Origin of the sequence: Agrococcus sp. UYP10 (assembly GCF_040547205.1) — a bacterium.
In the GTDB taxonomy this organism is placed as follows: domain Bacteria; phylum Actinomycetota; class Actinomycetes; order Actinomycetales; family Microbacteriaceae; genus Agrococcus; species Agrococcus jenensis.
The window spans coordinates 344424-360089 of the sequence record NZ_JBEPPG010000001.1 but is presented as its reverse complement, the minus strand read 5'-3'; the positions used below and the strand labels follow the sequence as shown (position 1 = coordinate 360089).

The 15666-nt window shown below is 68.2% G+C and carries 13 protein-coding genes; all 13 read left to right on the top strand.

The window, feature by feature from the left end; all coding sequences use genetic code 11:
• Positions 1–6: 6 nt before the first annotated feature.
• The 13 genes from ABIB37_RS01740 to galU all read left to right on the top strand — a co-directional run bounded on the left by ABIB37_RS01740 (position 7) and on the right by galU (position 15643).
• Entirely contained in the window at positions 7–270 is a 264-nt protein-coding gene (locus ABIB37_RS01740; protein WP_354255959.1) for a hypothetical protein, read from the top strand.
• Between the two features lie 108 nt (positions 271–378).
• A complete protein-coding gene (locus tag ABIB37_RS01735) occupies positions 379–1485 on the top strand; it encodes a DUF1972 domain-containing protein (RefSeq protein ID WP_354255957.1) in 1107 nt (368 codons plus the stop codon).
• Between the two features lie 5 nt (positions 1486–1490).
• On the top strand, positions 1491–2615 hold the full coding sequence (locus ABIB37_RS01730; RefSeq protein WP_354255954.1) for a glycosyltransferase: 1125 nt from the start codon (positions 1491–1493) through the stop codon (positions 2613–2615).
• A complete protein-coding gene (locus tag ABIB37_RS01725) occupies positions 2612–3838 on the top strand; it encodes a polysaccharide pyruvyl transferase family protein (protein ID WP_354255951.1) in 1227 nt (408 codons plus the stop codon). The genes ABIB37_RS01730 and ABIB37_RS01725 overlap by 4 nt, the downstream gene beginning before the upstream one ends.
• A 1-nt stretch (position 3839) precedes the next feature.
• Positions 3840–5300 (top strand): lipopolysaccharide biosynthesis protein, encoded by a 1461-nt coding sequence (locus tag ABIB37_RS01720; protein ID WP_354255948.1) that lies wholly within the window; start codon positions 3840–3842, stop codon positions 5298–5300.
• Positions 5297–6310, top strand: a complete 1014-nt coding sequence (locus ABIB37_RS01715; protein ID WP_354255945.1) for a glycosyltransferase — start codon at positions 5297–5299, stop codon at positions 6308–6310. The genes ABIB37_RS01720 and ABIB37_RS01715 overlap by 4 nt, the downstream gene beginning before the upstream one ends.
• Positions 6310–7596, top strand: coding sequence for an O-antigen ligase family protein (locus ABIB37_RS01710; protein ID WP_354255942.1), 1287 nt, complete (start codon positions 6310–6312; stop codon positions 7594–7596). The genes ABIB37_RS01715 and ABIB37_RS01710 overlap by 1 nt, the downstream gene beginning before the upstream one ends.
• Positions 7593–8645: a glycosyltransferase family 4 protein gene (locus ABIB37_RS01705; protein WP_354255940.1), complete on the top strand. Its 1053-nt coding sequence runs from the start codon at positions 7593–7595 to the stop codon at positions 8643–8645. The genes ABIB37_RS01710 and ABIB37_RS01705 overlap by 4 nt, the downstream gene beginning before the upstream one ends.
• Before the next feature lie 47 nt (positions 8646–8692).
• A complete protein-coding gene (locus ABIB37_RS01700) occupies positions 8693–10831 on the top strand; it encodes a glycosyl hydrolase family 28-related protein (RefSeq protein ID WP_354255937.1) in 2139 nt (712 codons plus the stop codon).
• A gap of 9 nt (positions 10832–10840) precedes the next feature.
• Positions 10841–11623: an arsenate reductase/protein-tyrosine-phosphatase family protein gene (locus ABIB37_RS01695; protein ID WP_354255935.1), complete on the top strand. Its 783-nt coding sequence runs from the start codon at positions 10841–10843 to the stop codon at positions 11621–11623.
• Positions 11592–13229: a sugar transferase gene (locus ABIB37_RS01690; RefSeq protein WP_354255932.1), complete on the top strand. Its 1638-nt coding sequence runs from the start codon at positions 11592–11594 to the stop codon at positions 13227–13229. The genes ABIB37_RS01695 and ABIB37_RS01690 overlap by 32 nt, the downstream gene beginning before the upstream one ends.
• A gap of 51 nt (positions 13230–13280) precedes the next feature.
• A complete protein-coding gene (locus ABIB37_RS01685; RefSeq protein WP_354255929.1) occupies positions 13281–14684 on the top strand; it encodes a tyrosine-protein kinase domain-containing protein in 1404 nt (467 codons plus the stop codon).
• Between the two features lie 71 nt (positions 14685–14755).
• Positions 14756–15643, top strand: a complete 888-nt coding sequence (gene galU / locus ABIB37_RS01680; RefSeq protein ID WP_123697259.1) for a UTP--glucose-1-phosphate uridylyltransferase GalU — start codon at positions 14756–14758, stop codon at positions 15641–15643.
• Positions 15644–15666 lie beyond the last annotated feature (23 nt).

Genomic DNA, 15666 nt, shown 5'->3' with positions numbered 1-15666 from the left:
TCTCCTGTGACGAGGGGCGGCTGCCACGATACGGCCCCTCGACCGCCTCGGCTGCTGTTCCCCGCGTCCGTCGCGATCGTCATCGTCAGCGCAGTCCTCCTGATGTGGCTGGCCGACCGCTTCGGTGTCGTCCACCGCCAGACGCGCAACACGTCGATCGGCGTGTTCGTCCTGGTTCCATCGGCGCATGACATCGGCTATCGAGAACATCCGTGCGATATCCTGCGTTCGCGCGAGCGCAACACTCAGGAAGCGCTGAGTGCCCACTGAGGTGACGAGTGGCGGCAGTGCCCACCTCGACGGGCATGCACGCACCCGTAGACTGCTACGTGCGTCAACGGAGCGGCACCCCCCACCCGGCCTACCCCTGGAGTGATCTTGTCGAAATCCGTGGCGATCATCGGAACTCGCGGCTACCCGAGCTACTACGGCGGTTTCGAGACCGCCGTGCGGAAGCTCGCGCCCTACCTTGCCGACGCCGGCTGGGACGTCACCGTGTACGGCCGCGACGGCGCGACGGTCGATGATGACCCGCTGCGCGATGCGCGCGTGCGCTCAGTGCTCACTCGCGGCGTCGAGACCAAGTCGGTCAGCACGCTCTCCTACGGGCTCTCTGCGACGACACACGCGGCACGCCTGAAGCCCGACGTCGCGCTCGTGATGAACGTCGCGAACGGGTACTTCCTGCCGCTGCTGAAGGCTCGCGGCATCCCGACGCTCGTCAACGTCGACGGCATCGAATGGCACCGCGCGAAGTGGGGCCGTTCGGCGAAGAAGGTCTTCCGAATCGGTGCGCGCATGACGAAGCACTTCGGTGACGAGCTCGTCTACGACTCGCTCGAGATCGCGCGCCGCTGGCGGGAGACGTTCGGGCGATCCGGAACGTTCATCCCGTACGGGGGTGACGTGCCGCCGGCCTTGCCGCTCGAGGCGGGCCTGACGCACCGCGGGTACGTCCTCGTGGTGGCGCGATTCGTGCCCGAGAACACGATTCCCGAGTTCGTCGAGGCCGCGGCGACGATCGCGCGCGAAGTGCCCGTCGTCATCGTCGGTAGTTCCGGCTACGGCGGCGAAGTCGAGGATGCGGTTGCAGCCCTCGCCGCGTCCGATGCCGACGTGCGGTGGCTCGGTCATATCAGTGACGATCAGCGACTGCTGTCCCTGTGGCAGCACGCCGCGGTGTACTTCCACGGCCACAGCGTGGGCGGCACGAATCCGACGCTCGTGCAGGCGATGGCGACGGCCACGCCCATCGTCGCTCGGGACACCACGTACAATCGCGAGGTCCTCGGTGCCGGCGGGCGCTTCTGCGCTCCGACGCCTGCCGCGATCGCTCGCGAGGTGCTCGCGATGGCCACGAGCCCGGAGGCGCAGGAACGAGCATCGGCGGCGAACTTCGCCCGCTCGCGAAGCGACTACACGTGGGAGGGCGTCTGCGCGAGCTACGAGGCCGCGCTCACCGAACTGCTGGAGGCATCACGATGAGCCGAATGACCGATACGACCGCGCTCGTCGCGTTCCCGATGCATGGGCAGCACAAGCTCTCGAACGAGGGCTACCGCACGCGCGATGGCCACATGATCGAGTGGTTCGGTAAGAAGCTCGAGGGTCGCGGCGCCGTGAGCGTGCTCTCACGACCGGAGCCGCTCGCCTTCAGGCCCATGCGCCGGTACTCGACCGAGAGCGTCGCCACGAACACGACGCCCAAGCCGACGTTCGACTGGCGTCTGCCCGATCCTCGGGATCGGCAGCGCTGGTGGGTGACGTCCCTCGGCTCCTACAAGCGCGCGCTGCCGTCGCTCGAGACACCGCTCATCACATGGAACCCGTTCCTCGGCATCTCGTCCGCGTGGGAGGCGATCGTCGACTCCGGTCAGCCTGTCGCGCTCGACCTGCTCGATGACTGGACCATCCACTACGCGTTCGCCGGCGTGCGCGCCGAACTCGATCGGGCCTATCGGGCGCTCTTCGAGCACGCGACGGTGGTGACCGCCAACGCGGAGGGCACGGTCGAGCTCGCGAAGCGGTTCGGCCGCGATGACGTCGTGTTCCTGCCCAACGGTTGCGATCCTGAGCGGTTCCAGGCGACGTCCCGTGCCGACGGGCCTCTGACGGTGGGCTACGTCGGCAAGATCGGCAAGCGGCTCGACCTCGACCTGATCGTCGACTCCGCGAAGTCGCTGCCGCACGTCTCGTTCGTGTTCGCGGGCCCGATCTTGGATCGGGAGTACCGAGCGCCGATGGCTGCGCAGGAGAACATCACGCTCTTGGGCGACGTGCACTACGACGACGTACCCGAACTGCTCACGACGTTCGACGTCGGCTGGGTCCCGCATCGCGTCGGCGAAGGCGAGGTCGGTGGCGACGTCATCAAGACGTACGAGTACCGGGCGGCCGGTCTGCCGGTGCTCAGCACGCCGGTGGCCGGTGCGACGAGCCGAGGCCTTGACGCTGTCGCTGTGTTGGAACCGGGAGACCACATCGGCTGGACCGCAGAGCAGGCGTCGGCCGGACCGCGTCTCGACCGCGTGGTCACCGAGCTGCCCGCAGAGGTGAAGTGGGAGACGAAGGCTGACCTCATCCTCGAACGGCTCGGTCTGGGAGGGGCATCATGAAGGTGAAGCAGCGCGCGAAGCGCGCCGTCGTGGGCGTGCTGAAGTCCGTGGAAGTGCATCGTCGTCTGCTGCTGGCCGCGACGGCTGGGATCCGGGGCGTGGGCGGTGAGGCACACATCCTCGTGTGTCCGCCTGGTGCAGGAAACCTCGGCGACCAGGCGCTGGTCGAAGCATTCCTCGAGAACATCGCCGGACCCGTCGTACTGATCACCAGGTCGGCAACTGACTTCGTCATCGAAGCGCGCTTCGCGGACCGCGTGCGCGTGGTGGCGGTGCCGAGCCTCCTCTACGGTCGGCTGCCGGACAACGTGGGGGCTGCGAGACGCTTCGCGGAGCTCCTCCGCGGCGCACGAAGCGTCTCGATCGTGGGCGCGGACACCATGGACGGTGCCTACAACCATCGGGCGGCGGTGAATCGTGCCGCAGTCGCCGAGGTCTCGGCCCGGCGCGGCATCCCGACTCGTGTGCTCGGCTTCAGCTGGAATGGTGCTCCGCATCCGGCGGCGGTGCGCCAGCTCGGGCTCGCAGCCGCGAGTGGTGCTCGTCTCTATCTTCGCGATCCGAGGTCCGAAGCGAGAGCCGTGCGCGACGGGCTGACCAATGTCGCTCCCTCGGCCGACATCGTGTTCTCCGCGACGTCCGTCGACGACACGCTCGCGCGAAAGTGGCTGGCGAGCTTCTCGGAGCCCGGCCGACCGATCGCGATTGTCAACGTCAGCGGGCTCATCCGGGAAGAGGTCGATCTCGCTGCGGAGTACGTGTCGGTCGTGCGCCATCTGGCCGCTGACTGCAACGTCTTGCTGCTGCCGCATGTCGTCAAGGTCGACTCCGACGATGCGGAAGCGTGCCGCGAGGTGATGCGGCTGATCGAGCCCGGCCTACCGGTTCAACTCGTCACCGATGCGCCGAGCCCCGCGCAGGTTCGAGGGTTCTGCCGGCACGCTGCTTCGATCGTGACCGGGCGCATGCACCTGGCCGTCAACGGGCTGCTCCAGGGACGCATGCCGATCGTGCTCGCCACACAGGGCAAGGTCGAGGGGCTGATGGAGCTCTTCGACGCGCCGCAGCTGTGCATCGCGCCGGGTCGCGGGATGGCCGATGCCATCATCCGGCAGATCGGCTGGGCGAGAGCGCACTCCAGCGAGCCGTGGCTCGATCGGGTCAAGGAGCTCTCCGCACAGAACTTCCTCGGCTTGACGCAGCCCGCACCCATGTCGACGTGACATGACGACTGCACCAACCCTCGGGGGGTCCGCCGCGCGGGGCGCCGCGACCACGATGGGCGCGCAGGTGCTGCGGATCGTCGTCCATCTCGTCGGCATCGTCGTCCTCGCGAGGATCCTCGCGCCCGCGGACTACGGCCTGCTCGTGATGGTGACGGCGATCATCGGCGTCGGTGAGATCCTCCGAGACTTCGGGTTGTCGTCCGCGGCAGTGCAGGCGAAGACGCTCTCCTCTGAGGAGCGCGACAACCTGTTCTGGGTCAACAGCGCCATCGGATTCGGCTTGGCGATCATCGTGCTCGCGCTGTCCTTCGCGCTGCCGTTGGTCTACAACGAGCCCCGCCTGGGGCCCATCACGGCGGCGCTGTCATGCACCTTCCTCGTCAACGGCATCTCGACGCAGCATCGAGCGAACCTCACTCGAGAGCTGCGGTTCGGCCGGCTCGCCATCGCCGAGACCGTTGCGCCGATCCTTGGGCTGGCGACGAGCATCGTGCTCGCGGTGCTGGGAGCCGGTTATTGGGCGCTCGTCGTCCAGCAGCTCGTGACTGCCATCGCAGCGATGGTCCTGCTCTTGGCACTCACCCGCTGGCTGCCGAAGGGTCCGCACTGGCACACCTCGATCCGAAAGTTCGTCCGCTTCGGCGCGCACCTGTTCGGCGTCCAGCTCCTGACCTACGCCTCGCGCAATGTCGATTCCATCGTCGTGGGGACGCGCTTCGGGCCGAGTGCCCTCGGCCTGTACGACCGTGCGTTCCAGCTGCTGGTGTTCCCGCTCAATCAGATCAATGCTCCGGCGACGCGCGTCGCACTTCCTGTGCTCTCGCGGCTCCAGGACGACAGCGCCCGGTTCGGCCAGTTCCTGCTGCGGGGACAGACCGTGCTGGTCTACGTCATCACGGCCCTGTTCGCGTTCGCAGCCTTCCACGCCGCGACGGTGATCGAGCTGCTGCTGGGTGCTCAGTGGACGGCCAGTGCGCCGATCTTCCAGGCATTGGCAGTCGGAGGAGTCGCCCAAGCGCTGAGCTATGCGACGTACTGGGTGTTCCTGACCTTCGGGCTGACTGCGTCCAACCTGCGGTACGCCCTGCTCACGCGACCGATCCTGATCGTCGCAGTGATCCTCGGGTCGTTCTGGGGACCGGTCGGGGTGGCCATCGGCTACAGCGCGACCCTGCTGGCCTTCTGGCCCTTCGGGCTGTGGTGGATCTCGAGGATTACCCCCGCGCCGGCTCGCAGCATGTTCGGCGTCGGGATCAGGGCGTTGGTCGCTGCCGGAGTCAGCGCGGCCGCGTCTCGGCTCGCCGTCGCGGCGCTCCCCTTGGACGCTGTGTATGAGCTCATCGTCGGGGCGGCGGTCTTCATCGTTGCTGGCATCCTCGTGATGATGGTATGGCCGCGTGTTCGACGCGACATCCAATCCATCTCCCAGCTGCGACACTCCCTGAGGAGCGCGAAGTGACCGCTCGATCGCCCCGCCGTGCACCCACGGTGCTCTATTCGGTGCCTGCGCCGAGCGCTGCATCGAACCCGTACACGACGATGCTCGCGCGGGGCGTCGCCCAATCGATGGCAGTCGAATTCTTCTCCTGGCGCCGAGCGCTGCTGGGTCATCACGACATCCTGCATGTCCACTGGCCCGAGACCCTCGTGCGAGGGTCGAGCGCAGGACGGCGGATCGCCCGCCAGCTGGCTGGACACGCGTACTTGACCATCGCGCGCGCGCGCCGGGTGAAGATCGTCCGGACACTGCACAACCGCGAGCCTCATGAGCCGGGCTCGCTGATCGAGCGATGGTTCATCCGCCGTCTCGACCGCGCGACCGTCAGCACCGTCTTGCTCAGCCCCTCGACGGAGGCCGCAGGCCCTGGCAAGCACGTGATCCCTCACGGTCACTACCGCGAGTGGGAGCCTTACAAGCTCGATGCGCCGCCCGCCAAGACGAGGTCGATGCTGCTGTTCGGCTCCCTCCGTCGCTACAAGGGCATCGAGGACGCGATCGCCGCGTTCAAGGCCCTGCCCCCCGCGGAACGATGCACGTTCGTGATCGCAGGCGCTCCCGCGGATCCCGCATACGAGCACGACATCGTCGCGGCGGCGACAGGAGACCCGAGGATCACGGTCGATGCCCGCCGGGTGCCGGATCGGGCGCTCGCCCAGCTCGTGGCCTCCGCCGCCTGCGTCGTGCTTCCGTACCGGGACTTCTACAACTCTGGAGCGGCCCTCCTCGCGCTGAGCCTGGGCACCCGCATCGTCGCTCCTCGAACTCCTTCCTCCGAGCTCCTCCTCGGCGAATTCGGCCCCCACTGGGTCACGCTCTACGACGGAGCGATCAGTGCAGCAGTCATCGAGGGTGCGCTGAGCCCCGCCCACAGGTTGCCGGCCTCGCCTCCCGACATGCGGGCGCGTGAGTGGCAGCCCATCGTGGACGCGCACGTCGCGCTCTACGACCAGCTCGTCGGAGCACGCTGATGGACGTGCTGCTCGCGATCCCGCTCATCGCGGCGATGGCGCTTGCGCTCCCAGCGAAGAAGCACATCCGCTTCGGGGTCACCGCCTTCGCCCTCCTGGTCGTGCTCGCTGTCTTCCAGACCACCGGAGGACGCGGGACCATCGGGCTGTCATCGACGTACATCGTCGTTGCGGTCGTGGCGCTGATCGCCATCCTCTCGTTACGGAAGCAGCATCTGCCGCTGCTCTTCCTCCCGCTCGCCGTCTACCTCGCGCTCGGGATGACGCTGATCTGGGAGCCGCAGAGCGGACAGATGGGTTCCGCCTTGAACCTGCTGTTCGGTGCGATCGCGTGGGCGGCCGGGGCACTGCTGGGGTCGCTCTACCGCGACGATCCAGCGGCAGAGCGCTGGCTCGTCGTGGGCTTGCTGCTCGTCGTGGCGTTTGAGCTCGCGGTCTGTGCGCTGCAGCTCGCGGGTCTCCAGATCTTCGTGCCAGATGCGCGGACGATCGAGCTGGAGGGCGGGCGCGCCAACGGCACGTTCGCGCACCCGTCGACCGTCGGCAAGATCCTGACGCTCGTTCTGCTGCTGGTGCTTCCGAGCACGCGCTCCACCGACGCGTGGACGCGTCGGCTCGCCTCTGTCGCCGTGGTTGCGAGCATCCTGCCGATCGTGCTGTCGGCGAGTCGGGCCAACCTGCTCGCCGTCGCCGCCATGGTCCTCGTGTGGTCGCTGCTGCAGCCGCAGGTCGGGTTCAGCCTCAAGCGCTTCGCGTTGCCCGCGGTCGGAGGCGGCGTGATCCTGATCTTCCTCGATCAGATCCTCAGCAGGTTCGACCAGGGAACGGGCGAGCGAGAGCACTTCATGCGCGTGGCGCTGGAGCAGCTCGGCCGTACGCCGTGGACCGGTGTCGGACCGGGCTCCTACGTGCCCGTCGTCGGGCGCTTCGATGCGTTGACGGCGCAGGGCTGGCCGGTGCACAACATCTTCGTGCTGCAGGCCGTGGAGCTGGGCGTCATCGGTGCCACGATCTTCTTCCTCCCGTTCGTCATCGTGATGCTCCGATCTGCGGGTCGATGGCGCGCGGCCGGTAGCGAGGGCTCGTTCGCGCGGGCAGTGCTGGCCTACGTCCCCGCCCTCGTCGCGATCGGGTGGACGGGTTGGGGATGGCTCGCGCCCGACGTGCTGCTCTTCGCTTGCTTCGCGTTCGCCTTCGTCAGTGCGCAACTGCGCCAACGAGGCGAGGAACGCCCGTTGGTGCCGCCCTCCGGATCCGACGTGCGAGTAGGAGTGACCCGGTCATGAAGGTGTTTATCGTGGCCGCGCCCCTCGAAGGGCGGAGCGGCGTCTACAGGACGACGTACGACTTGGTGCACGAGGCTCGAGGTCGAGGACTCGATTGGTCCGCACTGGTCGGGATGCGTCGTTCAGCCCCCGCCGCCGCACGGCAGCAGTCGGATGCCGTCGAGGAAGCGTTCGTCGATGGGCATGGCTTTGCTGGCGTGGGTGAGATCAAGGCGCTGCTCGAGCGGTCCGCCGCGTTCCACGAAGCGGACGTGGTGGTCACGCTCATCACGCAATCCGACATCGCGATGTCCACGATGGCGCAGCGGCCGCGCAAGACGTGGGTCGCCTTCCTGCGCGGCATGCCCTGGCCCGTTCGTGGTGAGCAGCATGTGGTGAAGCGGCTCGTCCAGCGCGTTACTGAATCTGCAGCGCTGAGCAGAGCCGACGGCATCTGGGCGACGACCGACGTCCTCGCGCGGGAGGCTGGTCTCCAGGGACGGGCCACGATCGTGCCGGCGGGCATCCCCTCGGCGGCTCGGACGCACTTCGGGGCGCTCGATGAAGGGACGCACGCGGTCTGGGCGGGACGGCTCGCCGTCGACAAGCAGCCGGAGCTGTTCGTCGAGGCCGCGAGAGCGAGCGGGATCGCGTCCAGGATGTTCGGCGCTGGGCCGATGGAGTCGCTGGTGCGATCGTCCGCGCCGCCGTGGGTCGAGGTCGTGGGCTGGGTCTCGCCCGATGAGCTCTGGCGGGACGCGTCGATCTTCGTGGGCACGTCCTACCGCGAGGCGTTCGGTCGCAGCGCTGCGGAGGCCGCCCTGCGGGGGGTCCCCGTCATCGTGGGAGGCAGCTACGGCGCGGCACCGCTGCTGTTCCGTGAAGCGGATCTTCGGGAAACGCTTGTGCTCGACCCGCAAGATCAGCTTCGATGGGGAGCAACGATGACGGAACTTTGCAGGAACGCAGAACTTCGCCAGCGCGCATCTGACCATCTTCGCGAGAGCGCGGAATTGCTCACCATCGCGGCCTCGGTCGATCGGATGCTCGAGGAGCTCGCTGCCTCCTGAGGAGTCGAGCCCGGCGGCGTCCGTCGCCGAGACGAACGGGGTGGGCCATGGCAACTCTCAGCAGGCGGAGCGTGGTGGTGGGCGGAGCGCTCGCCGCGGTGGCGGCCCTCGACATGGCGCGGAACCACAGCGCGCAGGCGTCACAGCGCTACTTCGCTGTCTCGGATCACCCAGGTGTCATCACCGTGGCAGAGCCGGGCGAGTTCCCCGGCGTCGACCCGACCGGGGCGACGGACTCGACCGCGGGCCTGCAGGCTGCGCTCGACGCGACGCTCGAGGGCGGGACGCTCATCGTGCCCAATGGCACCTACCTGCTGAGGCAGGCCATCGCTCCGAAGAGCGGCCGCTCCGTGCGCATCCAAGGGTATGGAGCGACGCTCGTCGCGACCGGCGGAGCCTCGGTGATCTCGCTGAGGGGTCAGTACGACGGGACTCTGGGAGTCACCCAGGTCAGGGAGGTCGCCCAGGCGTTCGCCTCCGGGGTCACCGAGGTGACCTCGGTGCTCACCGTCTACGGCACCCCGGGCTGGCGGAGCGGGGACGTCATCAAGGTCGTGTCGGATGACAGCATCGAAGGTGCTCGCGACGCTCGCAATCGTCGAGGGGAGTTCGCCACGGTGCTGAGCTCGGTGGGCTCGACCGTGACCCTTACGGCCCGCCTGCGCGACGCCTACGCGCAGAACGTCCGCGTCGCCCGGGTCTCGCGCCAGACGATCCGGGTCGAGGGCTTCGAGGTCCAGACGGCCGAGGGGCAGACAGGGAGCGACGCGCTGCTGTCGTTCACCAGGCTGTTCGACCCGGTGGTGAAGGACGTGAGCGTCATGCGGGCGGCGGGACCAGCGATCCGCTTCTCCTCGTGCTTCGGATACCGAGCAGAAGGGGTCGACGTCTCGTACGCACAGGACGCGGCCGGCGAGGGGGTGCTGGGGTACGGAGTGCTGGACAACGCGAGCTCGTACGGGCGCATCGTCGGCGGTACGTTCCGCCACGTCCGGCACGCCTACACCGACGACACCCCGACGATCGCGGCGAACGACTCGGATCTCGCCAACTACGGACGCACCTACGGCACGGTCCTGGTCGGAGTCCATGCGGTGGGGACTACGTCCGCGGCGTTCTCGACGCACCACTCGTCGGAAGGCGTGCACTTCGAAGCCTGCCGGGCCACCGGGGGCGTCCCCGGCGGCACGAGCGCCGTCGCCTTCGAGCTGCGGGGGAGGCGCCACCGCGTCAGCTCCTGCTCCGCGGTCGCCCTGACCAACGGCGTGCTCATCCGCACGGAATCAGCGGGAGGGGAGAGCAGGGGGCACCTCGTCTCGGACTTCAGGGGCGAGCGCCTGACGAACGCCGCGGTGCGCATCGAGATCCACCCGACGGGACACCCGCAGGCCAAGCAGCGCGACTCGGAGACGAACGTGAGGATCGAGGGCGTCAGCAGCGTCGATTCCCTCCGCCTGGTGTACGCGGAGAATGCCCGATTCTCGATCAGCGGGGGGCATTACCATGCGCCCGCCGGAGTCGACGGGGCTCTGCTCGAGGGGTTCTTCCTCCGGAACTGCGATGCGTCGATCCGCGACGTCGTGCTCGACTACTGCGAGAACGTCGCTGGGCGGCCGAGACCGGTGATCACGGGCGGCGCGACCGGGTTCACACCCGGGCGTCAAGACACGACGATCGACGGTCTCGAGATCCGCATCACCCCGGAGGCGGCGTCCCGTGCATACTTCGTGTTCGGCGGGGTTGAGAATCGCGTCTACGGCAGCGGCATCCGCCTCACGCACCCCTTCCCGCGCGTCCTCGGCGAGAGTCACGCAGACACGTCCTGGACGTGGTCGGTCGATGCGCGGCCCGGTGTCGCAGGCTCGGGAGCGCACTCCGCGTACTTCGCGTTCAAGACCGTGGTCGCGGCGACGCAATGGGGGGAGGTCGTGAAGTCGAACGACCCGGAGGTATGGATCCATCTCGACACCGAGGGCAAGGCCCTGGAGATCGGTCAGCTGCCCGCCGGCCGCAGGCGGGGTCAGCGCTGGGTGTTCTTCCAGTCGTCGGCCGGGACGGTGAAGTTCCTCCACGGGACGACCGCGCGCACCTCGCTCAAGGGCGCCGCGGCGCGCACGCTCTGGAAAGGGCGGCGGCTCGACCTCGTCTGGGATGGATCGCTCTGGCATGAGCCGGTCGGCCTGTAGCGTGGCGCGGTGGCGCGCGCCTTCCCAGGGCAGCTCGACGCCGCCGGCGCATCGGCGTTCACAAGCCGGACACATCCGCCGTCTATCGTTGCTGACATGCCATTGCCGAGTCAACGCACGGTAGCCGCACGTGACCGGTCGTCGTTCAGCATCCTCACTGTCTGCACCGGCAACATCTGCAGGTCCCCGCAAGCGGAGCATCTCCTCCGTCTGCGCTTCGACACCGCGTTCGGTGCGCAGGCAGCCGACGTCGTGGTCGTCGGGAGTGCGGGCACGCTCGGATACGACGGGCAGCGCATCGACGAGCAGGCCCGAGCCGAGGCGGAGCGGCTGGGGGCGCTGCACGCTGCGGGTCACCGCGCTCGACGACTCCGCCCAGACTTCATCGAGCGTGCCGACCTCATCCTCGGCATGTCGAGGGAGCATCGCGGTGCGGCAGCCAGCATGCTTCCGAGTGCCAACCGGCGGGCGTTCGCGCTCGTCGAGTTCGCGCGGGTACTCGAGGCGCTGGCGCAGGGACGGGTTGATGTCGGCATCGGGCTCGACAGGAGTGGGCTGGCGCCGTTCATGCACAGCGTTGTCGAGGCTGCAGCGACGGCACGAGGCCTCGTCGCCCCCCCGCATTCGCGAGTCGAGGACGACATCATCGATCCGTACCGGCTGTCCGCAGACGTCTATCGGCAGTCAGCAGACGCGGTCCAGCTGTGGGTCGGCCGCACCATGCAGGCGCTCACCACGCTGGCAGGCCAGCCCTTCCCGGATGGCGCGGGGTCGCAGTCGCGCCTGCCGTAGCACATGCGTCCTCAGCGTCCCCCCAGCAATAGCATCAGAGGAAAAGGCCATGCGCAACAGGGGTGAAGTCGATGTCGGAGGAGTGGACGATGACCGAGGGAGAGTGGTGACCCGGGTTCCGGGGCCGAACGCAACGCAACCCATATCGCTGCGACGCTCGTCGCCGCCATGGGTGGCTCGATTCCCTGAGCGCCTCCTCATCACCGACATCGTCGGCGTCCTGCTCGCGGTCGGTGTCGCTCAGTTCGTGAATCTGTCCCTGCTAGGCGACCGGGACCTCGTCGAGGGTGTCAACTGGCGCGGGATCGTGGATCCGACCTGGATCAGCGTCGTCATCGCCGTCGCGTGGCTGATCGCGCTCGCGGCCTCAGGGTCGCGAGACGCGCGCGTCCTCGGCAGCGGCACCACGGAGTACGTGCGCGTCTTCAACGCGTCATTCTTCCTCTTCGGGGTGATCGCGATCACCGCCTACTTGACCGAGTACGAGTTCGCGAGAACATACGTCGCGATCGCGCTGCCGGCAGGCCTCGCGCTCCTCCTGCTCTCGCGACAGCTGTGGCGGCAGTGGCTGGCTCGCATGCGAGTGCGGGGCTACTTCCAGAATCGGGTGGTCGTCGCTGGGTCGGTCGCGGGGGTCGCGCACATCGTGGAGCAGCTGCACACCGCGAAGGGAGCGGGCTACGGCGTGCAGGGGGTGTGCGTGCCGGGCGGAACGGCGAACGGAAGGCTGCGCAAGCTCGGGGTACCCGTGCTCGGCGACATCGACGACTCGATCGCCGCGCTCGCACGCGTCAACGCACACACGCTGGTGCTCACGGGGAGCGACGAGCTGTCGCCGGAGAAGATCCGCGAGCTGAGCTGGCGCCTCGAGCCGGGCCGCCAGCACCTGATCGTCGCGCCCGCGCTGACCGACGTCGGTGGACCCCGCATCCACACTCGCCCCGTGGCAGGGCTGCCGCTCATCCATGTCGAGACGCCCAGGTTCGAGGGCTCGGAGCGCTTCCTGAAGCGGATGTTCGACATCCTCGCGAGCATCGGGCTCATCATCACCCTCTCGGTGCCGCTGCTGGCGATCGCGCTCGCGGTCAAGCTTGACTCCTCCGGGCCGGTGCTCTTCAGGCAGGAGCGGATCGGCTTCCGGGGTAGAACCTTCCGCATGCTCAAGTTCCGGTCGATGAGGGTCGACGCGGAGCAGGTGCTGGCGACCCTCCTCGACGAGCGCGACGATGGGCTCGACGCTGGCAACGCGGTGCTGTTCAAGATGAAGCACGATCCGCGCATCACGCGCGTGGGGCGTTTCATCCGTCGCTTCTCGCTGGACGAGCTCCCGCAGCTGTTCAACGTGCTCGCTGGCGACATGTCGCTCGTGGGACCGCGACCACCGCTGCAGCGCGAGGTCGATCTCTACGAGCAGCACGTGCACCGCAAGTTCCTCGTCAAGCCCGGCATCACGGGTCTCTGGCAGGTCAGCGGTCGCTCCAACCTCTCGTGGGAGGAGTCGGTGCGTCTGGACCTCTACTATGTAGAGAACTGGTCGCTCATCGCCGACCTGCAGATCCTCTGGCGCACCGCGAAAGCAGTGGTGGCCCGAGATGGCGCGTACTGACGCGCGATCGGCCGGCTTCGATCGAGGCACGGCAATCGAAGGGAATGTGACGTGGAGCTGAGCGACTACCTGCGGGTCCTTCGCAAGAACTTGCTGCTGCTGCTGGCGCTCATGCTCACGGGCGTCGGCGCCGGCGCGCTGGTCGCGGCGGTGCAGGAGCCCGTCTACAGTGCGCAGACGCAGGTCTTCGTGTCGACGCAGGGCGGCGACACCAGTGCCGAGCTCGTGCAGGGCAACTCCTTCACGCTCTCGCGGGTCAAGACGTACGCGCGCCTCGCGACGTCGCAGGGTGTGCTCGATCGCGTCGTCGCTGAGCTGGACCTCGATGCCACCGCACGTGAGCTCGCGGGCTCCGTTGCCGCGTCGCCGCTGCTCGACACGACCATCATCGAGATCAGCGCGGTCAGCGAGGACCCCGCGGTCGCCGTTCGCATCGCAGATGCGGTCGCCGCGAGCCTCGCCACAACCGTGGCGGAGATCGAGTCGGCAGGGGAGCAGGGGAGCCCCATCCGGCTCACCACGGTCGAGAACGCCGTGGTCCCCGAGGATCCCATCAGCCCGCGGCCGCTGCTGAACGTCGCGGTTGGTGCGGTGCTGGGGATCGCGCTCGCGGTCGCAATCGCACTGCTGCGCGAGGTGCTGGACACTCGCATCCGCGACGAGCGTGGACTCAAGCTGGTCACCGACCTCCCGATCGTGGGCTCCATGACCTTCGACTCGAAAGCGAAGCAGCGCCCGCTGGTCGTGCATTCGGATCCTCTGAGCCCTCGCTCGGAGGCGTATCGCACGCTCCGTACGAACCTGCAGTTCGTCGAAGTCGACGGCCGCAGCCGGACCTTCGTCGTCACCTCCTCGACGCCGAGCGAAGGCAAGAGCTCCACCGCTGCCAACCTCGCACTCGCACTGGCAGACGCCGGGGAGACGGTCATCCTCATCGATGCGGACCTCCGCAAGCCGAAGGTCGCCGAGTACATGAACATCGATGGCAGCGTCGGACTGACGGATGTGCTGATCGGGCGTGCCGAGCTGGTGGACGCCGTACAGATGTGGGGGGAGTCGTCGCTGTACGTGCTCCCGTCCGGCCAGATCCCGCCCAACCCGAGCGAGCTGCTCGGCTCCAAGTCGATGCAGGCGCTGATCACGCAGCTCGAGTCAGAGTTCGACTGGGTGCTGTTCGACGCGCCGCCGCTGCTTCCCGTCACAGATGCAGCCGTCCTCGCCCGACACACTGCCGGTGCCATCATGGTCGTGGCCAGCGGCCGTGCAACCCGCCATCAGCTCGACGTCGCGCTCAGCATGCTCGAGAACGTCGATGCTCCCGTGGCAGGCGTGGTGCTCACGATGCTGCCGGCGAAGGCGGGGAACGCATACGGCGCATACGGCGCATACGGCGAGGGCTACGCGCTGAGCAAGGCGACGGCGAAGGCGAAGGCGAAGGCGAAGGCGAAGGCCTGACTTACGCGCCGTCGACTGCGCGACGCCGCTCGGACACAGTCGCGTAACCATCGATCGATAGGTTCATCACCATGCAGACCTCCGTCACGAAGGCCGTCATCCCCGCCGCAGGGCTCGGCACCCGGTTCCTGCCCGCGACCAAGGCATTGCCGAAGGAGATGCTGCCGGTCGTGGACAAGCCGGTCATCCAGTACGTGGTCGAGGAGGCGGTGCGCGCAGGGCTCGACGACGTGCTGTTCGTCACCGGGCGCAACAAGAACGCGCTCGAGAACCACTTCGACCGCGCCACCGAGCTCGAGGCGACGCTCATCAAGAAGGGCGACGTCAAGCGGCTCGCCAAGGTGAAGCGCTCGTCGGGGCTCGCGAACATCCACTACACGCGGCAAGGCGACCCGCTCGGGCTCGGCCACGCCGTGCTCCGGGCACGCGCGCACGTCGGCGACGAGCCCTTCGCGGTGCTGCTGGGCGACGACATCATCGACGAGCGCGACCACCTGCTCGAGCGGATGGTCGAGGTGCAGTCGACGCTGCAGACGACGGTCGTCGCGCTCATGGAGGTGCCCGAGTCGCAGGCGCACCTCTACGGCATCGCCACGGTCGAGGCGACCGAGCAGGACGACGTCGTGCGCGTGACCGGACTCGTCGAGAAGCCCGAGGCCGGCACGGCGCCGTCGAACCTCGCGATCGTCGGCCGCTACGTGCTGCGCCCCGAGGTCTTCGGGGTGCTGGAGCGGACGGAGCCCGGCAAGGGCGGCGAGATCCAGCTCACCGACGCGCTGCTCGAGCTCGCCGGCGACGACGCCGCGGGCGGTGTGCACGGCGTCGTCTTCCGCGGACGCCGCTACGACACCGGCGACCGGCTCGACTACATCAAGGCCAACGTGCTGCTCGCCTCGGAGCGCGAGGACATCGGCCCGGAGCTGCAGGACTGGCTGAAGCAGTTCGTCGCCGGCCTCTGAGCCGACCGCGCACGACCACGAAC

Bases quoted from the DNA above. Each gene is read 5' to 3' on its own strand.
- ABIB37_RS01720 (WP_354255948.1), top strand. From the start codon at position 3,840: ATGACGACTGCACCAACCCTCGGGGGGTCCGCCGCGCGGGGCGCCGCG.
- ABIB37_RS01730 (WP_354255954.1), top strand. From the start codon at position 1,491: ATGACCGATACGACCGCGCTCGTCGCGTTCCCGATGCATGGGCAGCAC.
- ABIB37_RS01725 (WP_354255951.1), top strand. From the start codon at position 2,612: ATGAAGGTGAAGCAGCGCGCGAAGCGCGCCGTCGTGGGCGTGCTGAAG.
- ABIB37_RS01690 (WP_354255932.1), top strand. From the start codon at position 11,592: ATGGCGCGGGGTCGCAGTCGCGCCTGCCGTAGCACATGCGTCCTCAGC.
- galU (WP_123697259.1), top strand. From the start codon at position 14,756: ATGCAGACCTCCGTCACGAAGGCCGTCATCCCCGCCGCAGGGCTCGGC.
- ABIB37_RS01710 (WP_354255942.1), top strand. From the start codon at position 6,310: ATGGACGTGCTGCTCGCGATCCCGCTCATCGCGGCGATGGCGCTTGCG.
- ABIB37_RS01700 (WP_354255937.1), top strand. From the start codon at position 8,693: ATGGCAACTCTCAGCAGGCGGAGCGTGGTGGTGGGCGGAGCGCTCGCC.
- ABIB37_RS01705 (WP_354255940.1), top strand. From the start codon at position 7,593: ATGAAGGTGTTTATCGTGGCCGCGCCCCTCGAAGGGCGGAGCGGCGTC.